This window comes from Lentzea jiangxiensis (assembly GCF_900104175.1).
Lineage (GTDB): Bacteria > Actinomycetota > Actinomycetes > Mycobacteriales > Pseudonocardiaceae > Lentzea > Lentzea jiangxiensis.
Genome location: NZ_FNIX01000019.1, coordinates 30530 through 55322 on the forward strand (window position 1 = coordinate 30530; position 24793 = coordinate 55322).

General features: G+C 70.0%; 22 protein-coding genes and 1 pseudogene. 8 read left to right on the forward strand and 15 right to left on the reverse strand.

Annotated features, from left to right (window positions below; genetic code table 11):
- Window positions 1-25: 25 nt before the first annotated feature.
- From BLQ91_RS32585 to BLQ91_RS43485, 5 genes and pseudogenes are all read left to right on the forward strand, one after another.
- Window positions 26-1534, forward strand: a complete 1509-nt coding sequence (locus BLQ91_RS32585; RefSeq protein ID WP_090103171.1) for an NCS1 family nucleobase:cation symporter-1 — start codon at window positions 26-28, stop codon at window positions 1532-1534.
- The gene (locus BLQ91_RS32590; protein WP_090103173.1) at window positions 1531-2373 is read left to right on the forward strand and encodes a nitrilase-related carbon-nitrogen hydrolase; all 843 of its coding nucleotides are present in this window, start codon (window positions 1531-1533) and stop codon (window positions 2371-2373) included. The genes BLQ91_RS32585 and BLQ91_RS32590 overlap by 4 nt, the downstream gene beginning before the upstream one ends.
- Complete coding sequence (gene hydA, locus BLQ91_RS32595; protein ID WP_090103175.1) at window positions 2370-3755, forward strand: dihydropyrimidinase; 1386 nt, start codon at window positions 2370-2372, stop codon at window positions 3753-3755. The genes BLQ91_RS32590 and hydA overlap by 4 nt, the downstream gene beginning before the upstream one ends.
- A gap of 14 nt (window positions 3756-3769) precedes the next feature.
- Window positions 3770-4762 (forward strand): TIGR03842 family LLM class F420-dependent oxidoreductase, encoded by a 993-nt coding sequence (locus BLQ91_RS32600; protein ID WP_090103177.1) that lies wholly within the window; start codon window positions 3770-3772, stop codon window positions 4760-4762.
- Window positions 4763-6623: 1861 nt separating this feature from the next.
- Window positions 6624-6731 (forward strand): annotated as a pseudogene (locus BLQ91_RS43485) (hypothetical protein); the annotation flags it as partial.
- Between the two features lie 83 nt (window positions 6732-6814).
- Here BLQ91_RS43485 and BLQ91_RS43050 read toward each other — a convergent pair.
- The 9 genes from BLQ91_RS43050 to BLQ91_RS32650 all read right to left on the reverse strand — a co-directional run bounded on the left by BLQ91_RS43050 (window position 6815) and on the right by BLQ91_RS32650 (window position 15496).
- Window positions 6815-7762: an NUDIX hydrolase gene (locus BLQ91_RS43050; protein WP_090103182.1), complete on the reverse strand. Its 948-nt coding sequence runs from the start codon at window positions 7760-7762 to the stop codon at window positions 6815-6817.
- Window positions 7759-8871 (reverse strand): glycosyltransferase family 4 protein, encoded by a 1113-nt coding sequence (locus tag BLQ91_RS32615; RefSeq protein WP_090103184.1) that lies wholly within the window; start codon window positions 8869-8871, stop codon window positions 7759-7761. Before BLQ91_RS32615 ends, BLQ91_RS43050 begins: the two co-directional genes overlap by 4 nt.
- Complete coding sequence (locus BLQ91_RS32620) at window positions 8868-9770, reverse strand: phosphatidylinositol mannoside acyltransferase (RefSeq protein WP_090103186.1); 903 nt, start codon at window positions 9768-9770, stop codon at window positions 8868-8870. Before BLQ91_RS32620 ends, BLQ91_RS32615 begins: the two co-directional genes overlap by 4 nt.
- Window positions 9767-10369 (reverse strand): phosphatidylinositol phosphate synthase, encoded by a 603-nt coding sequence (pgsA, locus tag BLQ91_RS32625; RefSeq protein ID WP_090103188.1) that lies wholly within the window; start codon window positions 10367-10369, stop codon window positions 9767-9769. The genes BLQ91_RS32620 and pgsA overlap by 4 nt, the downstream gene beginning before the upstream one ends.
- Window positions 10370-10993: 624 nt before the next feature.
- Window positions 10994-11833, reverse strand: coding sequence for a helix-turn-helix domain-containing protein (locus tag BLQ91_RS32630; protein ID WP_090103190.1), 840 nt, complete (start codon window positions 11831-11833; stop codon window positions 10994-10996).
- A gap of 308 nt (window positions 11834-12141) precedes the next feature.
- Entirely contained in the window at window positions 12142-12321 is a 180-nt protein-coding gene (locus BLQ91_RS32635) for a hypothetical protein (protein ID WP_090103192.1), read from the reverse strand.
- Window positions 12322-12377: 56 nt separating this feature from the next.
- Complete coding sequence (locus BLQ91_RS32640) at window positions 12378-12926, reverse strand: HIT family protein (RefSeq protein ID WP_090103194.1); 549 nt, start codon at window positions 12924-12926, stop codon at window positions 12378-12380.
- Complete coding sequence (gene thrS / locus BLQ91_RS32645) at window positions 12923-14971, reverse strand: threonine--tRNA ligase (protein WP_245733991.1); 2049 nt, start codon at window positions 14969-14971, stop codon at window positions 12923-12925. The genes BLQ91_RS32640 and thrS overlap by 4 nt, the downstream gene beginning before the upstream one ends.
- Before the next feature lie 33 nt (window positions 14972-15004).
- Entirely contained in the window at window positions 15005-15496 is a 492-nt protein-coding gene (locus tag BLQ91_RS32650) for a GNAT family N-acetyltransferase (RefSeq protein ID WP_090103198.1), read from the reverse strand.
- A gap of 137 nt (window positions 15497-15633) precedes the next feature.
- Here BLQ91_RS32650 and BLQ91_RS32655 point away from each other — a divergent pair, with 137 nt between their 5' ends.
- The gene (locus tag BLQ91_RS32655; RefSeq protein ID WP_090103200.1) at window positions 15634-15948 is read left to right on the forward strand and encodes a hypothetical protein; all 315 of its coding nucleotides are present in this window, start codon (window positions 15634-15636) and stop codon (window positions 15946-15948) included.
- Entirely contained in the window at window positions 15945-16433 is a 489-nt protein-coding gene (locus BLQ91_RS40635) for a hypothetical protein (RefSeq protein WP_143022924.1), read from the forward strand. Before BLQ91_RS32655 ends, BLQ91_RS40635 begins: the two co-directional genes overlap by 4 nt.
- A 79-nt stretch (window positions 16434-16512) precedes the next feature.
- Here BLQ91_RS40635 and BLQ91_RS32665 read toward each other — a convergent pair whose 3' ends face one another.
- The 6 genes from BLQ91_RS32665 to BLQ91_RS32690 form a co-directional block, all read right to left on the reverse strand.
- Entirely contained in the window at window positions 16513-18156 is a 1644-nt protein-coding gene (locus tag BLQ91_RS32665; RefSeq protein WP_090103346.1) for an AMP-binding protein, read from the reverse strand.
- A gap of 186 nt (window positions 18157-18342) precedes the next feature.
- Window positions 18343-19041: a FadR/GntR family transcriptional regulator gene (locus BLQ91_RS32670; RefSeq protein WP_090103348.1), complete on the reverse strand. Its 699-nt coding sequence runs from the start codon at window positions 19039-19041 to the stop codon at window positions 18343-18345.
- 2 nt (window positions 19042-19043) lie between these two features.
- Window positions 19044-19811, reverse strand: coding sequence for a 3-oxoacyl-ACP reductase (locus tag BLQ91_RS32675; protein ID WP_090103204.1), 768 nt, complete (start codon window positions 19809-19811; stop codon window positions 19044-19046).
- Window positions 19812-19837: 26 nt separating this feature from the next.
- On the reverse strand, window positions 19838-21190 hold the full coding sequence (locus tag BLQ91_RS32680) for an aldehyde dehydrogenase family protein (protein WP_090103205.1): 1353 nt from the start codon (window positions 21188-21190) through the stop codon (window positions 19838-19840).
- Window positions 21187-21879, reverse strand: a complete 693-nt coding sequence (locus BLQ91_RS32685; RefSeq protein ID WP_218130487.1) for a gamma-glutamyl-gamma-aminobutyrate hydrolase family protein — start codon at window positions 21877-21879, stop codon at window positions 21187-21189. Before BLQ91_RS32685 ends, BLQ91_RS32680 begins: the two co-directional genes overlap by 4 nt.
- Window positions 21866-23206, reverse strand: a complete 1341-nt coding sequence (locus tag BLQ91_RS32690; RefSeq protein WP_090103206.1) for a glutamine synthetase family protein — start codon at window positions 23204-23206, stop codon at window positions 21866-21868. Before BLQ91_RS32690 ends, BLQ91_RS32685 begins: the two co-directional genes overlap by 14 nt.
- A 111-nt stretch (window positions 23207-23317) precedes the next feature.
- Here BLQ91_RS32690 and eat point away from each other — a divergent pair, with 111 nt between their 5' ends.
- Window positions 23318-24742, forward strand: coding sequence for an ethanolamine permease (eat, locus tag BLQ91_RS32695; RefSeq protein WP_090103207.1), 1425 nt, complete (start codon window positions 23318-23320; stop codon window positions 24740-24742).
- The last annotated feature ends 51 nt before the right edge of the window (window positions 24743-24793 follow it).

Consider the following 24793-nt stretch of genomic DNA (forward strand, 5'->3'; position numbering starts at 1 on the left):
CAGCAGCGTAACAGGGGGTTGAACGATGGCAGTCGAGTCCTCACCGCCCCAGGTCACACCTGACGGCCGCGTCGAGCTGAGCGACGTGGGTCCCATCAGGGACAGCAGGTTCTTCAACCCCGAACTCGCGCCCGTTCCCGTGCGGCAGCGGACGTGGACGACCTACAACTTCTTCGCGCTGTGGATGGGCATGGCGCACAACATCCCCAGCTACACGCTCGCGGCGAGCCTGATCGCGATCGGCATGGACTGGGTGCAGGCGTTCCTCACGATCACCCTGGGCAACCTGATCGTGCTGGTCCCCATGCTGCTCAACAGCCACGCCGGCACGAAGTACGGCATCCCGTTCCCCGTGTTCGCCCGCGCGTTCTACGGCATCCGCGGCGCGAACCTCGTCGCGCTCCTCAGGGCCTTCATCGCCTGCGCCTGGTTCGGCATCCAGACGTGGGTCGGCGGCAAGGCGCTGCACGTCATCATCGGGCGGCTGGCCGGCGAGAGCTGGACGAACGCGTCGGTCGTCGCCGGGCAGCCGTGGACGTTGTGGTTGTGCTTCTTCGGCTTCTGGGTCGTGCAGATGCTCGTCATCTGGCGCGGCATGGAGGCGATCCGGCGGTTCGAGAACTGGACGGCGCCGCTCGTCAGCGTCGGGTTCCTGGTCCTGCTCGGCTACGTGCTGGTGAAGGCGGGCGGCTTCGGGCCGATCCTGCAGACCGGCAGCAAGCTCGGCTGGGGCCCCGACTTCTGGAAGGTCTTCTTCCCCGCGCTGATGGGCATGATCGCGTTCTGGTCGACGCTCAGCCTGAACATGCCGGACTTCACGCGGTTCGGTGGCAGCCAGCGCAAGCAGGTCGTCGGGCAGCTCCTCGGCCTGCCGACGACCATGTCGTTCATCGCCATCGTCGCGATCCTCACGACGTCCGGCGCGCAGGCGTTGTACGGCGAGGCGATCTGGGACCCGGCGGACCTCGCGTCCCGCTTCGACAGCACCGCCCTGGTGCTGGTCGCGCTGGTGTCGCTGGTGCTGGCCACGATCTCGGCGAACCTCGCGGCGAACGTCGTGAGCCCGTCCTACGACTTCTCCAACGCCTTCCCCCGCCGCATCACGTTCGCCGTCGGCGGCCTGATCACCGGCGTCATCGGCATCGTGATCCAGCCGTGGCGGCTGATCTCCGACCCCAGCATCTACATCTTCGCGTGGCTCGGGTTCTACGGCGGGCTCCTCGCGAGCGTGGCCGGCGTCTTCGCCGCCGGGTACTGGGTGATCGGGAAGACCGAGCTGCACCTCACCGACCTCTACCTGGACGGGCGGGGCGCGTACTGGTTCAACGGCGGCTGGAACTGGCGTGCCGTCGTGGCGACCCTCGTGGGCTCCGTGCTCGCGGTGGGCGGCGCCCACGGCGGTCCGTTCCCGGAGGACGGCCTGATCCCGTTCCTCAAGCCGCTCTACGACTACAACTGGGTGGTCGGCTTCGCGGCCGGCTTCCTGGTGTTCCTCGCCCTGAAGGACAACACGGCAAAGGAGACGACCAGATGAGCAACATCATCCGGGCGGCGCTCGTCCAGCAGAAGTGGACGGGCGACAAGGAGTCGATGATCGCGAACGCGGTCGAGCACATCCGCAACGCCGCGTCCCAGGGCGCTCAGGTGCTGTGCCTCCAAGAGCTCTTCTACGGCCCCTACTTCTGCCAGGTGCAGGACGCGGACTTCTACGCCTACACCGAGTCGATCCCCGACGGCCCCACCACGGAGCTGATGAAGGAGGTCGCCGCGCAGAACAACATCGTGCTGATCGTGCCGATGTACGAGGTGGAGCAGCCGGGCGTCTACTACAACACCGCGGCCGTGATCGACGCCGACGGCACGTACCTCGGCAAGTACCGCAAGAACCACATCCCCCAGGTGAAGGGGTTCTGGGAGAAGTTCTACTTCAAGCCCGGCAACCTCGGGTACCCGGTGTTCGACACCGCGGTCGGCCGCATCGGCGTCTACATCTGCTACGAGCGCCACTTCCCCGAGGGCTGGCGGGCGCTGGGCCTCGCGGGCGCGAAGGTCGTGTTCAACCCGTCGGCGACGTCCCGGTCGCTGTCGGAGTACCTGTGGAGGCTGGAGCAGCCCGCCGCGGCCGTGGCGAACGAGTACTTCGTCGGCGCGATCAACCGGGTGGGTGTGGAACCCTTGGGAGACAACGAGTTCTACGGCCAGACGTACTTCGTGTCGCCGCGCGGCCAACTCGTGGGCGAGGCGGCGTCCGACACCGAGGAAGAGCTCGTGGTGCGCGACCTCGACCTCGACCTGCTGACCGAGGTCCGCGACACGTGGGCGTTCTACCGCGACCGCCGCCCCGACACCTATGAGGGCCTGGTGACGCCGTGAGCACCCTCATCAAGAACGGCCTGGTGATCAACGCGACGGGCTCGCACGCCGCCGACGTCCTCATCGACGGCGAGCACATCGCGGCGCTCGTGACCCCCGGCTTCACCGTCCAGGCCGACGAGGTGCTCGACGCCGCCGGGAAGTACGTCATCCCCGGTGGCATCGACGCCCACACGCACATGGAGATGCCGTTCGGCGGCACCCAGTCCGCGGACACCTTCGAGACGGGCACGACGGCGGCGGCGTGGGGCGGCACCACCACGATCGTCGACTTCGCCGTGCAGCCCAAGGGCAGCAGCCTGCTGTCCACCCTGGACAGGTGGCACGCCAAGGCCGACGGCAACTGCGCGGTCGACTACGGCTTCCACATGATCATCTCCGACGTGACCGACGAGTCGCTCAAGGAGATGGAGTCGTGCATCGCGGCGGGCGTGAACAGCTTCAAGATGTTCATGGCCTACCCCGGCGTCTTCTACGCCACCGACGGCGAGATCCTGCGCGCCATGCAAAAGGCGCGCGAGACGGGCGCCACGATCATGATGCACGCGGAGAACGGCATCGCGATCGACCAGCTCGTCGCGCAGGCGCTCGCGTCGGGCCTGGGCGACCCGGTGCAGCACGGCCTGACCCGGCCGCCGGAGCTCGAGGGCGAGGCCACGTCCCGCGCGATCCAGCTGGCCCGCGTCACCGGTTCCCCGCTGTACATCGTGCACCTGTCGGCCTCGCAGGCGCTCGACGCCGTGACGGCGGCGCGGGACACGGGTCAGAACGTGTTCGCCGAGACGTGCCCGCAGTACCTGTACCTGTCGCTGGAGGACCTGGCGAAACCGGGCTTCGAGGGCGCGAAGTACGTGGCCTCGCCTCCGTTGCGGCCCAAGGAGCACCAGTCGTCGCTGTGGCGCGGGCTGCGCACCAACGACCTGTCCGTCGTGAGCACCGACCACTGCCCGTTCTGCTTCAAGGACCAGAAGCAGCTGGGGCTCGGCGACTTCTCCAAGATCCCCAACGGCATGCCCGGCGTCGAGCACCGCGTCGACCTGCTGCACCAGGGCGTCGTGAAGGGCGAGATCACCCGCGAACGCTGGGTCGAGATCGTCTCGACCACGCCCGCGCGGATGTTCGGCATGTACCCGCGCAAGGGCGTGATCGCACCGGGCGCCGACGCCGACGTCGTGGTCTACGACCCCTCCGCGACGCAGACGATCTCCGCCGAGACCCACCACATGGCCGTGGACTACTCGGCCTACGAGGGCTTCGAGGTCACCGGCAAGGTCGACACCGTGTTCTCGCGCGGCCGCAAGGTGATCGCCGACGGCGCCTACCGCGGTTCGACGGGCCACGGCCGCTTCGTGACCCGCGACCTCAACCAGTACCTCGTCTGAGAAAAGGCGGTCCAGTGGACTTCGGTGTAGTGCTGCAGACCGACCCGCCGGCGCGGGACGTCGTGGAAGGCCTCCGCGCGGCCGAGGACTGCGGCTTCCGCTACGGCTGGACGTTCGACTCCTGCGTGCTGTGGCAGGAGCCGTTCGTCATCTACTCGCAGGTGCTCGGCGCCACCAAGGACATCGTCATCGGCCCGATGGTCACCAACCCGTCCACCCGCGACTGGTCGGTGACGGCGTCGTTGTTCGCGACGCTGAACGACATGTTCGGCAACCGCACGGTCTGCGGCATCGGCCGGGGCGACTCGGCCCGCCGCGTGATCGGCCAGAAGCCCGCCTCCCTGGCGACGCTGGGCGACGCGATGCGCGTGATCAAGGAGCTCGCCGAGGGACGCGAGGTCGAGCACCACGGCACCGCGGTGCGGATCCCGTGGGTGCGCGACGGGAAGCTCGAGATGTGGATGGCCGCGTACGGTCCCAAGGCGCTCAAGATGGTCGGCGAGCAGGCCGACGGCTTCATCCTGCAGACCGCCGACCCGGACATCGCCCGGTGGACGATCGGCTCCGTCCGGGAGGCCGCCCAGGCCGCCGGGCGGGACCCGTCGGCGATCACGATGTGCGTGGCGGCGCCCGCCTACGTCGGCACGGATCTCCCGCACCAGCGCGACCAGCTGCGGTGGTTCGGCGGCATGGTCGGCAACCACGTCGCGGACCTCGTCGCCCGCTACGGCGACTCGGGCGTCGTGCCCAAGGCCCTGACCGACTACATCAAGGACCGCGAGGGCTACGACTACTCCCACCACGGCAAGGCGGGCAACCGGTCCACCGACTTCGTGCCGGACGCGATCGTGGACCGCTTCTGCCTCGTGGGACCGGAGTCGGCGCACGTCGAGCGGTTGCAGGAGCTGAAGGAGATCGGCGTCGACAACTTCGCGCTGTACCTGATGCACGACGAGAAGGACAAAACGCGCGACGCCTACGGATCGGCGATCATCCCCGCCGTTTAGGTCCATACTGTCGTGCATGTCTGATGATCTGCCGTTACCGGACGTGTCCAACAGTGCGGAGGGCACGTCCGGGCAGGTCAACCAGTTCGGTGTCGTCCACGGTGACGTGCACGTGGGCGGTGCCTCCCGGCCGGCCGCGCTGCCGTTGCGGGTGGGCCTGGTGCCGCAGCGCGCCGGGTCGTTCCAGCACCGCGGTGTGGACGTCCCGGACCGCGCCGTCCTGACCGGGATGGGCGGCGTCGGCAAGACCCAGCTCGCCGCCGACCACGCCGAACGGCTGTGGCACGCGGGCGAGGTCCGGGTGCTGGTGTGGGTCACCGCGGCCTCCCGCGACGCGATCGTCTCCAGCTACGCCGACGCGGCCGCGAAGATCACCGGGCGGGCCGGGAGCGCGCGGACGTTCCTGGAGTGGCTCGCCGAGACCCCGGAACCCTGGCTGGTCGTGCTCGACGACGTGCAGGCACCCGCGGACCTGCACGGCCTGTGGCCACCGGCGTCGGGGCGCGTCGTCGTGACGACCAGGCGGCGGGACGCGTCGCTGCGCGGCGACCGGCAGGTCGTCGACGTGGACGTCTTCAGCGCCCGGGAATCGGTGGCGTACCTGACTTCCGCGGCCGGTGGCGCCGACGGGGCCGCCGAGCTGGCCGAGGACCTCGGGCACCTGCCGCTGGCACTGGCCCAGGCGGCCGCGTACGTCCTCGACCGGCAGCTCTCGTGCGCGCAGTACCGGACTCGTCTGGCGCAGCGGCGCCTTGCCGCCGTGGCACCGGACGACCTGCCCGACGAGCACCGGGCGACGGTCGCGGCGACCTGGTCGTTGTCCGTGGAACGGGCCGACTCGCTGCGACCGCGGGGCGTGGCACGTCCGCTGCTCGCCATCGCGAGCGTGCTGGACGCCAACGGGATCCCGCTGGAGGTGTTCACCTCACCGGCCGTGCTGGAGTTCCTCGGCGTGGACGCCGCCGACGCGCGGGACGGGCTGAGCTGCCTGCACCGGCTCAGCCTGGTCACCTTCGACGCCGAGGCCGGATCGGTGCGGGTGCACGCCCTGGTGCAGCGCGCCACCAGGGACGCGGCCGACCTGGACGCCGTCGCGCGCGTCGCGGCCGACGGGCTGGCGCAGGCGTGGCCGAGGACCGAGCGCGGCACCGCGCGGGGACAAGCCCTGCGCGCCAACGCGGAAGCCCTCCTCGCGACCGGTGGTGATGCCCTCTGGGACGGCGCCTGCCCTCCGGTGCTGTTCCGCCGGCTGGAAAGCCTGGTCGACGTCGGGCTGCTCGCGGAGGCCGTGGACTCGCTGGAAGGCCTCCTGCCGACCGCCGTCGAACGCCTGGGCCCGCGCCACCGCGACGTCCTGACGATCCGCCGCCTGCTGATCCACTTCGGGAGCGAGACGACCGACCCGGCCGGGGCGATCACCGCCTACCGCCGGTTGCTGCCCGAACTGCTGGAGGTCATCGGTCCCGACGACGTCCAGACGCTGCTCCTCAGGCGGGGCATCGCGTGCAGCCTCGGCGTGGCCGGTGATCCGGCCCGTGCCGCCGCCGACCTGGGCCGGCTGCTCACCGACCAGCTCCGCGTCCTCGGTCGCGACCACGACGAAACGCTGACCACCAGGCACAACATCGCGTTCTGGCGTGCCCAGGCAGGCGACCTCGCGGGCGCGCTCGCCGAAGCGCGACGGCTCCTCGCGGACCGGGTCGACCTGCTCGGCCACGACGACGTCCAGACGATGATCACCCGCCAGAACATCGCCGACATGATCGGCAAAGCGGGCGACCCGGCTTCGGCGGCGGAGGAGACCCGGCTGGTGCTGGCCGACCGGAGCCGCGTCCTCGGCCCCGACCACGCGCAGACCTGGATGAGCCGGACCAGCCTCTCGCACTGGCTGTACGAAGCGGGGCAGGTGGCCGCGGCGGCGGCCGAGGCGAGGAAGCTGCTCGAGGACCGGATCCGGGTGCTCGGCCCGGCGCACCCCGAGGTCGCGTCCACCCGCGCATCGTTCCTGTACCTCGCCGAGAGGTCCCGTGAGGCCGTGGGCTTCTGGGAGGCTCAGCGGACCGAGCGGGTCTCGCCGTCCCACTCCGAGCCCAGCGACGGCATCAGCTCGGCCAGCTGGACCGGGTACACGGTGTCCTCGGTGGCTTCGAGCTCCTCCGCGCTCCACCAGCGGAACGTGGAGATCGTGGTCTCCTCGACGTCGTCGAAGCCCGAGGTGTCGACCTCGAGGCCGTCGACGGAGGCGTAGAAGAACCACTCCTCGGCGTCGAAGGTCTCGCCGTCGAAGCTGAACACCGCGCGGCGGCGCCAGACCGGGCCGACCAGCTGCTCCGGCGCGAGCTTCACGCCGGTCTCCTCGAACGCCTCGCGGACAGCCGCGTCGCGCAGTTCCTCACCGGCTTCCACACCGCCGCCGACGGTGAACCAGAACAGCTCCTGCGGCCGTGCGGGGTCGAAGCCCTGGAACAGCAGCACGCGTCCCTCCGCGTCGGTCAGCACGACGCGCGCGGACGGGCGGGGTTTGAGCATCACCGCGTCGGACGGGGCGGTGGGCTCCGCGATCTCGAAGTACGACGGCTGCGGCGCGGTGCCGGAGAGGCGGAGCCAGCGAACGACCCTGCGGCGGCGCTGCAGAAGCGTGTCGCGCACGGCGTCGTTGTGGACCCTGCGGGCGAGCACGACGCGTTCCTCGGCGTCGGCGAGCTCGAAGGCCGCGGCCGGGGCCAGGGACGAGCGGTCCAGGGCGGCGAGCAGGCCGGAGAGCTCGTTCTCGGCGAGCTCGCGATCGGCGCGGGAGGCGGACTCGGCCTTCGACGCGGCAGCGGCCAGCGCGGGGTCGAGCAGGGCGCGGACGACGACCGCGCGACGGGCCAGTGCCGCGTCGAGGGCCGCCCAGGCCGCGTCGGTGCGGACGTGCAGGCGGTCGAGGCGGTTCGCGATGCCGAGAACCCAGGCGGCCAGGAGGAGCGCGACCGCGACGACGACCAGGAAGGCGGTCATGCCTCGCTCACCCGGCGCGGGTCGGCGGCGATGGCGGTCTCGTAGACGCGCAGCACCTGGCTCGCGACCACGGACCAGTCGAAGGCCTGCACCCGTTGCGATCCGAGGTCGACGTACTCGGCGCGCAACGCCGAGTCGCGCAGCACCGAGCGCAACGCGTCCGCCAGCGCGGCCGCGTCACCGACCGGGAACAGCGCGCCCGCCTTGCCGTCGTCCAGCACGCGGCGGAACGCGTCGATGTCGCTCGCCACGACCGCCGTGCCGGCGGACATCGCCTCGGTGAGGATGATCCCGAAGGACTCGCCGCCGGTGTTCGGGGCGACGTAGACGTCGACGCTGCGCAGCATCCGCGCCTTGTCCTCGTCGCTCACCTGGCCGAGCAGGTCGACCCGGTCGGCGTGCGGCCCGTCGAACGAGGACTCGCCGCGGCCCACGACGAGCAGCCGGAGGTCCGGGAACTCGTCGGCGACCAGGCCGAACGCCTCCCACAGGATCGGCATGCCCTTGCGCGGCTCGTCGTAGCGGCCGACGAAGCCGATCGTGCCGCCGGGGCGCGGGTAACCGTCCAAAGTGGACGCCGAGGCGAAGAAGTCGACGTCGACGCCGTTCGGGATCTCCACCGCGTCGCCGCCGAGGTGCTCGACCTGGACCCGCCGGGCCAGCGCGGACACCGCGATGCGGGCGGTCACCTTCTCGAGGAACGGCTGCAGCACGCCCTGGAACGCCGACAGCATCTTCGAGCGCGGCGTCGAGGTGTGGAAGGTGGCGACGATCGGGCCGTCCGCGACCACCAGCGCCAGGAACGACAGCGACGGCGCCGTCGGTTCGTGCAGGTGCAGGACGTCGAACTGGTTCTCGTCGATCCAGCGCCGCACCCGCGCGTACGAGACAGGACCGAAGCTCAGCCGCGCCACGGACCCGTTGTACGGGATGCCGACCGCGCGGCCCGCGGACGTGACGAAGTCCGGGAGCCGCTGGTCGTCGTCGGCGGGCGCGAGGACGTTGACGGTGTGCCCGAGGCCGATGAGGGCGCGCGCGAGGTCGACGACGTGCGCCTGCACTCCCCCGGGGACGTCGAAGGAGTACGGGCAGACGATCCCGACCTTCACCGGGCGAGCCTCCTGGCCAGCGCGGCACGGCGGCCTTCCGGCAGGTCGGCGAGCCACAGCTTCTGCAGCATGTGCCAGTCGGCGGGGTGCGCGGCGATGTCGGCCGCGAACACGTCCGCGACGGCCTGCGTCGCCGTCTGGACGTTGCTGACCTTGATCGGCGGGTGGATGCGGAAGTGCCAGCCGTCCTCGGTGAACCAGCACCCGACCGGCAGCAGCGCCGCCCCCGTCGTCGCGGCCAGGTGCGCCGGCCCCGCGGGCATCAGCGTCTGCTCGCCGAAGAACGTCACGGGCACACCGGACGACGTCAGGTCCCTGTCGCCGAGCAGGCACACGACCCTGTTGTCCCGCAACCGCTCGGCCAGCACCGTCGCGGGTGGACGGTCGCCGCCGTGCAGCGGCAGCACCTCGAAGCCGAGGGTCTCGCGGAACTCCACGAACTTGCGGTACAGCGACTCGGGCTTCAACCGCTCGGCCACCGTCGTGAACGTGCCGGAGTGGCCGACCAGCCACACACCGGCCATGTCCCAGTTGCCGCTGTGCGGCAGAGCGGCCACGGCACCGGTACCCGCCGCGAGGGCCGCGTCGAGGTTCTCCACGCCGGACACCTGCGAGTCGCACTTCTCGTACGCGGCCTTCAGGTCCATCGACGGCAACCGGAACGCCTCGCACCAGTACCGCGCGTACGACCGCACCGAGTCGCGCACCAGCTCGTCGAGCTCGTCGTCCCCCGCCTGCGGCACGACCCGCCGCAGGTTCGCGCGCAACTGGTCGATGCTCGCGCCACCACGCTTCACCGCGTAGTCGGCACCGGCCCGGAACAGCCCGCGGGCCCACGACTCCGGCAACAGGCGGATCAGCCGCCACCCGGCGCTGTACCCGAGCGTCGCGAGGTTCACGCGGCCTCCCGCGCCGACTTCGCCACGGCGGAGATCCGCTGCAGCACCGTCACCACGGTCATCGCCGCCAGCAACCACAACGAGACGTCCAGCAGGTACGGCACACCCAGCCCCTGCACCCCGGCCCCGACGAGCGCGACGATGGACCGCTCGGCCCGCTCGGCGAGCCCACCGTCGGCGGACAGCCCGTTCGCGTCGGCACGCGCCTTCACGTACGAGATCACCTGCGACGCCACCAGGCAGATGAACCCCGCCACCGCCGTCCACCGGTTACCGGTGTCGAAGGCGTACCAGGTGAGCGCCGCGAACAACGCCCCGTCCGCGATGCGGTCACAGGTGGCGTCGAGCACGGCCCCGAACCGCGTCGGCCCCTGCGCGCGCGCCATGGCCCCGTCGATCAGGTCGAGCAACACGAAGAACGCCACGAGCGCGCAGCCGACGAACAACTGCCCGCGGGGGATGAACCACAGAGCGCTGGCAACGGCACCGACCGTGCCGAACACGGTGACGGCGTTGGGCGTGAGGCCACGCGCCAGTAACCACGCCCCGATCGGATCGGTGACGCGCGAGACGGACGCGCGAGCGAAAATGTTCAGCATGGCAGGTCGCAGCCTAGCTGGACTGGTGAAACGCGCGGCTCGCGGGTGAGGCGGCGCGTGGGGAGGCCGGGGCTGCCGGCAGTGAAGCGGTGGTAGGCCGCGACTGTGGCGGACAGCGGTGGGGAACAGCGGTGGGGAACAGCGGCGGCGAACAGGCGCCACGCGGCAGTCGCCTGCGGCTGACATGCGGTCAGCCGCAGGCTGCGGGTGGGATCGTGACGGCGCAGAGGAATGCATTGCGGAGGCATGTGCTGCGGTAGGACGCGCAGCACGACCTGTTCGCAGCGCCCACCACCCCGCTTGTCGGAATGTCAACATTCCTACAGCCGGGCTTGTCCGAATGTTGACATTCCGACAAGCGGCACGCTGACGCCCCGACCAAGCGCACCGGGGCAGCGGGGAGGCGAACCAGCCGAGCACCGCCACCAGCTACAGCACGCGATCAGCCCGCCCACGCCCACAACAGGTCGCGCCACTCCCGCGAACCTGACGCCCCGTCCTCAACTCCACTGCCGGGCCGGCACCGACCTCGAAAGCGACGCCCAAGGCACGCAAGCCGGCGATCCTGAGCCCGACGCCCCGGGCCACCCGAGCCGGCGGCCCGGACGAACCGCCGACCGAGGGCTAAGGGAGTCGCCGATGATCCTCGGCGATCCGCTTCAACAATCCCTGCAACTCCTCTCCCCGCACCGCCAGCCTCTCCAACCGCCCGAACAGCGCGAGGTACTCCCGCACGTCCAGCGGATCGGTGATCGTGGCGTTGCCGGTGAGCACGCTGACCGTCACCACGCGCTCGTCGTAGATGTGGAAACCGTGCAGGGCCACCACGTTCGCGTCGGCGGACCACGGGACGACGCCGAGGCGGACGTTCGGGCGGCGTTGCATGGCGGCCAGGTGTTCCACCTGTTCCGCCATTTGTTCGGGGGTGCCCATCCGCCAGCGCAGGGCTGCTTCGGAGAGCACGAACACGAACTGCTTCGCCAGGTCGTCCATTCGGGATCGGCGGGTACGCAGGGCGGCCACCGCGGCCTCCTGCTCCGAATGCGGCATCGTCCCCAGCACGATGCGCAGGTAGGCCTCGGACTGCAGCAGCGAGGGGACCAGGTTGACCTGGAAGAACCTCGATGTCGCGGCGCGGGCCTCCACGCGGCTGATCGTTTGCTGGTGGCGGTGCGCTCCTCGGTGCAGCACGACACGACGGGTTTCCGCCTCGGCGTGCAGCGACCTGGCGAGTTCGACCAGTTCGATGCGCGTCTCTCTCGCGGCGGCCAGTTCCGCCACGAGACGCTCCACGTCCGTGACGGACGGGAGCAGCATGCCGTTCTCGATCTTCGACAGCTTGGACTGGCTCATCCCGGTGGCACGGGCGGTGGCCGTGCCGGTCATCTTCGCCTCGGTGCGCAACCGGCGTAGTTCACGCGAAAGCCGTTCTCTCGCTAATCGCGAACGCTCAGGTGCGGTCATGTTCGCACCGTAACCATTCGCACACGGTGAGACGATCGGCCATAGGCGGGGACTTGACTCGCAGTTGACACCTCCAGGTGGGTGATCTCACCTACCTGGAATCGCTTTGTGCTGGCGTTACGTCTCGATCCACCGCGGAAATGCACCCGAAAGATGTAATCGAAAGCCATTCCACCCGGAGACGAAACGGAGTTGATTGTCCAACCAGGACAACATGAGTGGTTTTTGTCACTCTTTTGTCCAAGAATTAGTACCGCCTGCAATCACACTTCGACAGACTAAACGCTCTGTTTAGCCGACGAGGTGCGTCAAACGGACTTCCGCGCGCGCAAAACAGAGCGTACGGCGAAGCCGATGGCGCCGAAGATCAGCACGAATGCGATGAGGCCGAGACCGGGGGCGTCGTCGTGCTGCGCGTACAGCAGGGCGGCGACGCCGAGCGCGACGACGAGAAGGCAGGCCACGAGAGGCAGCAGCAAGCGAAGCATGGATCGACTATCGCGCGCCATCTATCGAAAGTCAACAGATAGTTGCTGCCAAACGATCAGTCGATCGCCTTCCAGCCGTCCGCCAGCAGCTGCCGGGTCTCCCCCAGCAGCTGCGGGAGCACCTTGGTGTGCCCGATGACCGGCATGAAGTTCGCGTCGCCGCCCCACCGCGGCACCAGGTGCTGGTGCAGGTGGGCGGCGATGCCGGCGCCCGCGACGACGCCCTGGTTCATGCCGATGTTGAACCCGTGCGGCGCCGCCACGTGCCGCACGACCCGCATCGCCTTCTGCGTGAACGCGGCGAGCTCGGCGGTCTCCCCGGCGGAGAGCTCGGTGTAGTCCGCCACGTGCCGGTACGGCAGGACCATCAGGTGGCCCGGGTTGTACGGGTACAGGTTCAGCAGCGCGAAGACCTCGGCCCCGCGCGCCACGATCAGGCCGTCGGCGTCGGACAGCTCCACCACGCGGCAGAACGGGCAGCCGGCGGGCTCGTCGCCCTCGGCCTTGCCCGCACCCTGCACGTACGACAGGCGGTGCGGGGTCCACAGGCGCTGCAACGCGTCCGGGACCCCGACACCGGCCTGCTCGGAGAACTCAGGCGTCACGAGAGCAGTTCCGCCGTGGGCGAGGCGTTCTCCCGGCGCCCGACCCAGTCGACGATCTGCTCGACGGCCTTCTCCACCGGCACGCCGTTGATCTGCGTGCCGTCGCGGAACCGGAACGACACCGCGTTCGCCTCCACGTCCTTGGCGCCGGCCAGGAGCATGAACGGCACCTTCTGCATGGTGTGGTTGCGGATCTTCTTCTGCATGCGGTCGTCCGAGGCGTCGACCTCGACCCGGATGCCGGCCTTCTTCAGCGTCTCGCGCACCGCGAACAGGTGGTCGGCGTTCTCCGAGGTGACCGGGATGCCCATGACCTGCACCGGCGCGAGCCACGCCGGGAACGCGCCCGCGTAGTGCTCGGTCAGCACGCCGAAGAAGCGCTCGACCGAGCCGAACAGCGCGCGGTGGATCATGACCGGGCGCTGGCGGGAGCCGTCCGGGCCGGTGTACTCCAGTTCGAACTTCTCCGGCAGCATGAAGTCGAGCTGGATCGTCGACATCTGCCAGGTGCGGCCGAGCGCGTCGCGCGCCTGCACGGAGATCTTCGGGCCGTAGAAGGCGGCGCCACCGGGGTCGGGCACGAGCTCCAGGCCGGACTCCTCGGCCACGGAGGCGAGGGTCGCGGTCGCCTCCTCCCACACGTCGTCCGGGCCGACGAACTTCTGCGGGTTCTTGGTGGAGAGCTCCAGGTAGAAGTCGTCGAGGCCGTAGTCGCGCAGCAGGTCGAGCACGAAGTTGAGCAGCGACTTCAGCTCGTCGCGGATCTGGTCGCGGGTGCAGAAGATGTGCGCGTCGTCCTGCGTCATGCCGCGCACGCGGGTCAGGCCGTGCACCACGCCCGACTTCTCGTAGCGGTAGACCGAGCCGAACTCGAACATGCGCAGCGGCAGCTCGCGGTACGAACGGCCGCGCGACTTGAAGATCAGGTCGTGGAACGGGCAGTTCATCGGCTTGAGGTAGTAGTCCTGGCCCGGCTTGCGGACCGTGCCGTCGGAGTCGACCTCGGCGTCGAGGTGCATCGCCGGGTACATGCCGTCCTTGTACCAGTCCAGGTGACCGGAGACCTCGAACAGCTTGCCCTTGGTGATGTGCGGCGAGTAGACGAACTCGTAGCCCGCCTCGGTGTGGCGCTGGCGGGAGTAGTCCTCCATCGCCTTGCGGATGATGCCGCCCTTGGGGTGGAACACCGCGAGGCCGGAGCCGATCTCGTCCGGGAACGAGAACAGGTCGAGCTCGACGCCCAGCTTGCGGTGGTCGCGGCGCTCGGCCTCGGCCAGGCGCTCCAGGTACGCGTCCTGAGCCTCGGCGGACTCCCACGCCGTGCCGTAGATGCGCTGCAGCTGCGGGTTGTTCTCGTTGCCGCGCCAGTACGCCGCCGCCACGCGGGTCAGCTTGAACGCCGGGATGTGCTTGGTGGTCGGCACGTGCGGGCCGCGGCACAGGTCGCCCCACACCTGCTCACCGGAGCGCGGGTCGAGGTTGTCGTAGATCGTCAGCTCGCCGCCGCCGACCTCCATGACCTCGCTCGTGTCGACGTCGCTCTTGATGTCGACGAGCTCGAGCTTGAACGGCTCGGACGCCAGCTCGGTCTTCGCGGCGTCGACCGACTCGACGACGCGGCGGGAGAACCGCTGCGAGGACTTGATGATCTGCTTCATGCGCTTCTCCAGCGCCTGCAGGTCCTCGGGCGTGAAGGGCTTCTCGACCTGGAAGTCGTAGTAGAAGCCGTCCTTCACGGGCGGGCCGATGCCGAGCTTGGCCTCGGGGAACTGCTGCTGCACCGCCTGCGCCAGCACGTGCGCGGCGGAGTGGCGGATCACGCTGCGGCCGTCCTCGGTGTCCGCGGCGACGGCCTCGACCTCGACGTCGACCCGCGGGATCCACGACAGGTCGCGCAGGTGGCCCTCGGCGTCCCGCACGACGACGATCGCGTCGGCGCCCTTGCCCGGCAGACCGGCCTCGCGCACGGCCGTGCCCGCCGTCGTCCCAGCCGGAACCACCACGCGCGGCGGGTTCTGGGCGACTGCTGGGCGCGACTCGGACACGGTGACTCCTAGTTCGAAGAAGGTGATTGCGGATCAGATGTTATCGGTGCTCAAGATGGACATGACGATCGCGTCGTGGAAGACGCCGTCCCACAGCAGGGCGTCCCTCAGCCGGCCCTCCTCGCGGAAGCCGAGCTTGGAGTAGACGTGGATCGCCCGTTCGTTGAACTCGTACACCTCCAAGTCCACACGATGGAGGTCCAGCTCGCCGAACGCGTGGTCGAGGACGTGGCGGATCGCCGCGGTTCCGAACCCCTTGCCGAATCCGTCCCACATCGCGATCCGCAGTCCCGCCGAGCGGTTGTGCGGATTGATGGTGAGAACGACCTCGCCGAGGAACTCCCCGTCCTCCGTTATCGCGCGCGTGTAGCGGTTGGGGTCGTTCAGGGTCCGTTCGACGTAGGCCTCGTAATCCGCGAGCGTGAACGTCGCGTGCGTACCCGTGAGCCGGTTCACCTCGGCGTCGTTCGGCCGCGGTACGGCCATCGCCTGTGCGAACTCCTTGCGGAGCGGTACGAGTTCCATCCTCCGATTGAAGCGGGTGCGCGCAACCCGTTTCCGCCCGAGATACCTACGCAGCCCTTCTGAGTGGTTTCCCGGATGCGTTCACGCGCTCGCGGCTAGCACCCTGTGGTCCCCGGCCCGCCGAATGGAGCACCGACATGTCCGACCTGCTCGTCGAATGCCCGGTCCACCTCACCGAGTCCAACCGGGACGAGCTGCGCCTGCTCTACGCCGACCTGCGCGACCACTACGCGCGGCGTGACGCCCGCAACGGCACCCGCACGACGCTGCACTTCGTGTGGTCCGGCGTCCTCGACCCCGAACTGTTCGGCGCCACCTTCGCCGACCAGCGCCACGTCTTCGCCGCCTCCCGACCGGTGCTGAACTCCGCGCGGGAGCCCGCCGCCCTTCAGGAAACGAACAGGTGGCTGTCAGCCCGGCCTCAGCAGAACGGCGCATCGTTGAGGACATGAGCGAGCAGGGACAGACGCCTCCTCCGCGGGAGCCGTCGCAGGACCGGGCGCAGGACGACCCGCGACCCGCACCGGACCAGGCCACCACCCCGCTGCCGACGGACGCGGCGGGCGCGGCCGGTCAGCAGCCCGCACCGGACCAGCCGGCGGCGGAACCACCCACGGCGGTACCTCCACCGCCTGCGGCAGCGACCCCTCCGGCAGCGACCCCTCCGGCTGCGGTGCCGGTACGCCCTGGCCGGCTGAGGCGTTTCGCGGGTCACCGCGCCACCCCGGTGGTCGCCGCGGGCCTGCTGGGGCTCGTCCTCGGCGGCGGCATCGTGGGAGCGGTCGCCGCCGACCGGTCCGGCCACCGCGGCGGGCCGCCCGGCCACGCGCGCGTCCACGAGCGCGGCGACCGCGTACCCGACCGGGGTGACCGCGGTGGCGACCGCTTCGAGCAGCGCGGGCCGTTCGGCGACCGCGGAGACCGCTTCGAGCGGTGACACCGACCGAGCGCGCGGCTCACGTCCTGCCCGAGTCCCCGACGACGTGGGCCGCGCGCTCCCCGAAGCCGGGCACGCCTCAGTGGGCCTGCGGTCCCAGCCGGATCGCCAGCAGCTGCCGCCGCACCACCTTGCCGGTCGCGTTGCGCGGCAGCTTCGGCACGACCACGACCTCGCGCGGCACCTTGTGCCGCGCCAGCCGCGTCCGCACGAACTCGCGCAGCTCGCGCACGTCGATCCGCGTGCCCGCCACCGGTACGACGAAGGCGCGCAACCGCTGCCCGTACTCGGGATCCGGCACGCCGAGCACCGCCGCGTCGCGCACCCGGTAGTGCGTCATCAGCAGGTTCTCGACCTCGACCGGGTACACGTTCTCGCCACCGGAGACGATCATGTCGTCCTCGCGGCCGTCGAAGTACAGCCGGCCGCTGGGGTCGAAGTGGCCGAGGTCGCCGGTCGCGACGAGGCCGTCGATGGAGTCCTTCTGCGTGCCGTCGGTGTAGAGGTCGACGGTCAGTGAGCCGCGCACGTAGATCCGGCCCGTCACGAACGAGCGCGTGATCCGGTTGCCGTCCTCGTCGTAGAGGCGCACGACGCAGTTGTGCGGGGGCAGGCCGACGCTCGACGGCGCGGCGGCCAGGTCCTCCGGTGTGGCGATGGTGGCGACGGCGACTTCCGTTGAGCCGTAGAGGTTGTAGAGCACCGGGCCGAGGACGGCCTGGGTGCGCTGCACGAGCTCCGGTGAGATCGGCGCGCCCGAGGAGAACACGACGCTGAGGTGGGACAGGTCGAACGAGTCGAGCACGTGGCGGTCGAGCTCCATGATCCGCTGCAGCATCGTCGGCACCAGCACGAGCGTCGTGCAGCGCTGGCCCTGCACCGACCACAGCGTCTTGCGCGGGTCGAAGCGGCGGTGCAGCACCGCGCGGGAGCCCAGCGACATCGCGAGCGTGAGGTGCGAGTAGCCGACCGAGTGGAAGATCGGGGCGGCGATGAACGTCGACTCGCCCGAGCGCATCGGGATGCGGTCGAGGAAGTCCGACGCGGTCAGCACCGACTTGATCTCGCGGGCCGTGCCCTTGGGAACGCCGGTCGTGCCGGACGTCAGCTGGATCACGACGCCGGGCTCGCGCGGTGGTTCCAGCTCACCCCGCGGCGCCTTGGCCACCAGCTGGTCCAACGTGGGCGTGCGGCGGTCCAGGCCGTCGCGCGACCACGAGAGCCAGCGCGGGATCGACGGCGGCAACTGGTGGAACAGCGGCGTGAACTCCTCGTCGTGGATGACGAGGGACGCCCGCTCGCGCTGCAGGAGGTCGAGGATGACCGGCGCGCCGAAGCCCGTGTTCACCAGCAGGACGCGGACGCCGAGCTTCGCGCACGCCAGCAGCGACTCGACCATGCCGCGGTGGTTGCGGCACATGAGCGCGACGATGTGGGTGTGCTGCACGCCCAGCGCGCGCAGGCCCTGCGCGATCGCGTTGGAACGCCTGTCCAGCTGGCGGTAGGTGACGGAACCGCGCTCGTCGACGATCGCGACGCCGTCCGGGTTCAGCCGGACGGCCCGGCGCAGCGCCGTGACGTTCGGTCCCCAGACCTTGACCTCCCGCAGCGCCTGCATGGACATCTTGACGTTCGTGGTGCTCACCATGCCGGCGGCGGACAAGACGCGCAGCGAGTGCACCCGGCCCATGGCGTCGCGGAACACCTTGCGCAACCCTGGCATCAACAGCTCCTCGCGCTGCAAGTCCCCGAGGTATTCGGACGGTAACTGCCCGCAAGGCTCTCGCCAAGGGTTGTTCCGTGCGGAATGTGCATGACAACACGTCATCCTGCGGTGTAAACGTTTTCAATCCGCCCGGATCCGAACCGTGACCGTTCACGACCGTTTCGAAACCTGCTGTCTGCCCGGTCAGACGAGGAAGCCGCGCAGCAGCGACGCCGTTCCGTCCAGGTGCTCGGCCATCGCCTGACGGGCCGTCGCGGGGTCTCCGTCCAAAATGGAGGTGATGATGCGCTCGTGCTGGGCGTTGGAGTGCGCGAGGTTCGGTTCGAGCAGCGGGATGTGGTCGAGCAGCTCGTTGGCGCGCATCCGGGACTCGGCGACGGCGGCCGTGAGCGACGCGGAGCCGGTGGCCTCGGCGATCGCGAGGTGCAGCCGCGAGTCCTTGCGGCGGTACTCGGCGAGCGACGAGGTGGAGGCCTCCTCCAGACGGGCGCGCAGCCCGCGCCGTTCGGCCGGGCCGAGCGACCCGCCCGCCGCCGCCTCCGCGGCACCGGTCTCCAGCACCGCGCGCAGCGTCAGCACGTCGTGCAGGTCGCCGAACTCCTTGCCGGGAGCGGGCTTCGGGATGACCTCGTTGACGAACGTGCCGCCGTACCGGCCGCGCCGGGACTCGACGTAGTCGTTCTCCTGCAACGACCTGATCGCCTCGCGCACGGTCACCCGGCTCACGCCGAGCCGGGTGGCGAGCTCCCGTTCGGACGGCAGCCGCTCCCCCGGCGCGACGACGCCGAGCCGGATGGACTGCATGAGCCGTTCGACGGTCTCCTCGAAGGCGTTGCCCGCCCGGACCGGGCGGAACAACGCCTCCTGCGCGTGCTCCACCATCACTAGAGCGGTGTCACGTACGCGCCGGCGATGCCGCCGTCCACGAGGAAGTTCGACGCGGTGATGAACGACGAGTCGTCGGACGCCAGGAACGCGACGGCCGCGGCGATCTCCTCGGGTTCGGCGAACCGGCCGAGGGGCACGTGGACGAGGCGGCGCGCGGCCCGCTCCGGGTCCTTGGCGAACAGCTCCCGCAGCAGCGGGGTGTTGACCGGCCCGGGAGACAGGGCGTTGACGCGGATGCCCTCGCGGGCGAACTGCACGCCGAGCTCGCGCGACATCGCGAGGACGCCGCCCTTCGACGCCGTGTAGGAGATCTGGGACGTCGCCGCGCCCATCGTCGCCACGAACGACGCCGTGTTGATGATCGAGCCCTTGCCGCCGGCCTGCATGTGCGGAATGGCGTACTTGCAACACAGGTAGACCGACGTGAGGTTCACCTTCTGCACGCGGTCCCACGCCTCGATGCCCGTCGTGAGGATCGAATCGTCGTCGGGCGGCGAGATACCGGCGTTGTTGAAGGCGACGTCCAGCTTGCCGAAGGTGTCCACAGTGGTCTGGAAGAGCGCTTTCACCTGCTCCTCGTCGGTCACGTCGACCTGGACGAACAGCCCGCCCACCTCGTCCGCCGCGGCCTTGCCCGTCGCCGGGTCGAGGTCGGCGACGACGACCTTCGCGCCCTCGCTCGCGAACCTGCGCGCGGTCGCGAGTCCGATGCCGCTGCCGCCCCCCGTCACGACGGCCACGCGGCCCTCGAGTCGCTGCACCATTTCTGTTCTCCTCGGGTTGCGCGGGATCAGGTTGCGATGAAGACGTTCTTGACTTCGGTGAAGGCGTCGAGCGCGTCCGGGCCGAGCTCGCGGCCGAGACCGGACTGCTTCACGCCGCCGAACGGCGTCCAGTAGCGGACGGACGAGTGGGAGTTGACCGACAGGTTGCCGGCCTCGACGGCGCGCGACACCCGGATCGCCCGGCCGACGTCGTTCGTCCAGATGGAACCGGACAGCCCGTACTCGGAGTCGTTCGCGATCCTGACGGCGTCGGCCTCGTCCTCGAAGGGCAGCACGACCACGACAGGGCCGAAGATCTCCTCGTGGACGGTCACGTGGTCGGCCGGCGGCGTCAGGACGGTCGGCGGGAACCAGAAGCCCGGTCCGTCCGGAGCCGTGCCGCGGAACGCGACGTGGGTGTCGTCTGGGACGTAAGACGCCACCTTGCCGAGGTGCGCCGCGGTGATGAGCGGCCCCATCTCGGTCGCCTCGTCGCCCGGTTCGCCGACCTTGACGCCCTGCACGGCGGGCTCCAGCAGTTCCATGAACCGGTCGTAGGCGCTCGCCTGCACGAGGATCCGCGACCGGGCGCAGCAGTCCTGCCCCGCGTTGTCGAACACCCCGTACGGCGCGGTCGCCGCCGCCTTCTCCAGGTCGGAGTCGGCGAAGACGATGTTGGCCGACTTGCCGCCCAGTTCCAGCGTCACCCGCTTCACCCGGTCCGCGCAGCCCGCCATGACCTGCTTGCCGACCTCGGTGGAGCCGGTGAAGACCACCTTGCGCACCAACGGGTGCGTGACGAACCGGTTGCCGACGACGCCGCCCTTGCCGGGCAGCACCTGGAACACGCCCTCGGGGATGCCCGCCTCCAGCGCGAGCTCGCCGAGCCGGACGGCGGTGAGCGGGGTGACCTCGGCGGGCTTGAGCACGACGGTGTTGCCGGCGGCCAGCGCGGGCGCGAACCCCCAGCCCGCGATGGGCATCGGGAAGTTCCACGGCACGATCACGCCGACGACGCCGAGCGGTTCGTGGAACGTGACGTCGAGGCCGCCCGCGACGGGGATCTGCTTGCCGAACAGCCGTTCCGGCGCCGCCGAGTAGTACTGCAGCACGTCGCGGACGTTGCCCGCCTCCCAGCGCGCGTTGCCGATGGTGTGCCCGGAGTTCTCGACCTCCAGCCGCGCCAGCTCCTCGTTGTGCGCGTCGACGACCTCCGCGAACCTGCGCAGCAGCCGGGCGCGGTCGCCGGGAGCGACGGTCCGCCAGCTCTCGAACGCCTTCTGCGCGCGGGCGATCGCCGCGTCCGTCTCTTCGAGCGAGGTGTGCGGGACGGACCGCACGACCTTCTCCGTGGCCGGGTTGATGACGTCGAAGGTCACGCTTTTCTCCTTGCAACATCCACGAGGGCCGCGAACAGCCTCAGGTCTTCGATGTCCTGCTCCGGGTGCGACTGCACGCCGACGACGAACCGCGCGCCCTCCAGCTCCACGGCCTCGACCGTGCCGTCAGGCGCCCGCGCCGTGACGCCGAGGCCGTCCGCGACGCGGTCGAGCGACTGGTGGTGGTGGCACTGGACGGTCGTCCGGCCGCCGAGGATCCCGTGCAGCGCGGTGCCTTCGGCGATCTCGATCTCGGTGTGCTCGAAGACCGCGGGCGCCGGGTTGTGGCCTTCGACGTGCTGGTGCAGCGTGCCGCCGAGAGCCACGTTGAGGACCTGCATGCCCCGGCACACGCCGAGCAGCGGCAGGTCGAGCTTCAGCGCGGCCTCGACCAGGGCGAACTCGGTCTCGTCACGGGCGGGGTTCGGCGTGCCGGTCCGGTCGTCGCGCTCCGCGCCGTAGGCGGCGGGGTCGATGTCGGCGCCACCCGCGATCACCAGGCCGTCGAGGAACGCGATGGTCTCGGCGTTCCACGCGCCGACCGGGGGCAGCATGACCGGGTTGCCGCCGGCCTGGACCACGCAGTCGAGGTAGCCGCGGTAGAGCACCGCGGCCTCCACGTCCCAGTGCCCGAAGCGCGTGCGCTCCAGGTAGGTGCTGATGCCGACGAGGGGCTTAGAGGCGCTCAAAACCGCGCACCTTCTCCCAGTCCGTGACCGCCGCCTCGAACACGTCGAGCTCGACCTTCGCCGCGTTCAGGTAGTGGTCGACGACGTCCTGCCCGAACGCGTCGCGCGCGATCGTGCTGGAGGCCAGCAGACCGGCGGCCTCCTTCAGCGTGGTCGGCACCGTCGGCCGGTCGGACGCGTACGCGTTGCCGACGAACTCGTCCTCCAGCTCCAGCTCCCGCTCGACGCCGTGCAGGCCGGCCGCGATCAGCGCCGCCACCGCGAGGTACGGGTTGACGTCCCCGCCGGGCACCCGGTTCTCGAACCGCAGCGACTGGCCGTGGCCGACGACGCGCAGCGCGCACGTGCGGTTGTCCCGGCCCCACGCCACCGCGGTCGGCGCGAACGAGCCCCGCACGAAGCGCTTGTAGGAGTTGATGTTCGGCGCGAGGAAGTACGTGAGCTCCCGCAACCCGGCGAGCTGCCCGGCGAGGAAGTGCTCCATCAGCGGGGACATGCCGCGGCCCTCGGCGAAGACCGGCTCGCCGTCCTTCGAGCGCAGGCTCAGGTGGATGTGGCAGGAGTTGCCCTCGCGTTCGTTGTACTTCGCCATGAACGTGAGCGACTTCCCCTGCTGCGCGGCGATCTCCTTGGAGCCGTTCTTGTAGATGGCGTGCTGGTCGCACGTGCGCAACGCCGTCGTGTAGCGGAAGGCGATCTCGTGCTGGCCGGGGTTGCACTCCCCCTTGGCCGACTCGACGACCATGCCCGCGCCCGTCATGCCGTTGCGGATGGCCCGCAGCAACGGCTCGACGCGCGCGGTGCCGAGCAACGAGTAGTCGACGTTGTACTGGTTGGACGGCGTGAGGTCGCGGTAGCCGGAGTTCCAGGCCTGCTCGTAGGTGTCGTCGAAGACGATGAACTCGAGCTCGGTGCCGACGTAGGCGTCGAGGCCCAGCTCCGCGAGGCGGTCGAGCTGCTTGCGCAGGACCTGCCTGGGTGACGCGACGACGGGGTCGCCGTTCTCCCAGACGACGTCGCACATGATGAGCGCGGTGCCCTCCTGCCACGGCACCCTGCGCAGCGTCTCCACGTCCGGCTTCATCACGAAGTCGCCGTACCCGCTCTCCCAGCTCGACATCTCGAAGCCGCTGACGGGGTTCATCTCGACGTCGACGGCGAGCAGGTAGTTGCAGCCCTCGGCGGAGTGGCCGAGGACCTCGTCGAGGAAGTACCGGGCATCACACCGCTTGCCCTGCAGGCGCCCCTGCATGTCCACGATCGCGACGAGGACGGTGTCGATCTCACCGGTGTCCACGGCCTCGCGCAACTCCTCGACGGTCAGCATCTCCGCTTTCCTCCAAAGGTATGTCTACGAGCCATTGACGGCATCATCTTGACACCGCAGGGTGACGAGCGCCACCCTCAACCACTGCTCAAAGGACTGTTAGGAGTCCATATGGCCAAGCACGTCGAGTACGAGAACGTGAGCAGCGACTACCTGGAGCACCGACAGCTCAGGCGAGGCGCGGCGGGGTGGGTCCTGCTTGCGGGGCTGGGTGTCTCGTACGTGATCTCCGGCGACTTCGCCGGGTGGAACTTCGGCCTCGCCCAGGGCGGGTGGGGCGGGCTGCTGGTCGCCACGGTCCTGATGGCGACGATGTACACGTGCATGGTGTTCGGTCTCGCCGAACTGGCCTCCGCACTGCCCGTGGCAGGCGCCGGCTACGGCTTCGCGAGGCGCGCACTCGGCCCGTTGGGCGGGTACGCGACAGGCATCGCCATCCTGATCGAGTACGCCATCGCTCCGGCGGCGATCTCGGTCTTCATCGGCGACTACGTCAAAGCACTCGGCCTGCTGGACGCCACGTGGCCGGTGTACCTCGCCTGCTACGTCATCTTCGTCGGCATCCACCTGTACGGCGTGGGCGAGGCGTTGCGGGTGATGTTCGTGATCACCGGCGTCGCCGTCGTGGCCCTGGTGACGTTCGTGGCGGGCATGATCCCGAAGTTCGACGCCTCCAAGCTCTTCGACATCGGCGACGGCTCGTTCCTGCCGATGGGCGTGACGGGCGCGTGGGGCGCGATCGTGTTCGCGATCTGGTTCTTCCTCGCGGTGGAGGGCGTTCCGCTGGCCGCCGAGGAAGCCCGGGACCCCAAGCGGGACATGCCCCGCGGCATCATCGGCGCGATGGTGGTGCTTCTGGTGTTCGCCGCCGCGATCCTGCTGGTGGCACCGGGCGGCGCGGGCGCCAAGGCACTGGAGGCGTCCGGCAACCCGTTGCCCGAGGCGGTCCGCGCGGCCTACGGCGGCGACAACTTCCTGGCGCAGCTGGTGAACTACGTCGGCCTGGCGGGCCTGGTCGCGTCGTTCTTCTCGATCATCTACGCCTACTCGCGCCAGCTCTTCGCGTTGTCGCGCGCGGGATACCTGCCGCGGTGGCTGTCGAAGACGGGCAAGCGCAAGACGCCGTACCTGGCGTTGATCGTGCCCGGCACCGTCGGGTTCGTGCTGGCGACGATCATGAAGACGGCCGACCCGGTGACGGGCGGCGCGCGGCTCATCAACATCGCGGTGTTCGGCGCGGCTCTGTCGTACGTGCTGATGATGGTGTCGCACATCGTGCTGCGGAAGACGGCGCCGGATCTGCCGCGTCCGTACCGCACTCCCGGTGGTGTCGTGACCACGGGCGTGGCGCTGGTTCTCGCCGTTGCCGCTGTCATCGCCACGTTCCTCGTCGACGAGGTCGCTGCTGCCGTGACGGCGGGCATCGTCGTGATCGCCGTTGCCTACTACTGGTTCTACAGCCGGCACCACCTGGTCGCGAACGCTCCGGAGGAGGAGTTCGCGGCGATCGCCCGGGCGGAGGCCGAGCTCGACTGAGCAGGCGAGCGCCGGTCCTCGGCGGCACGCGCCTCCTCGGCCGTGCCGCCG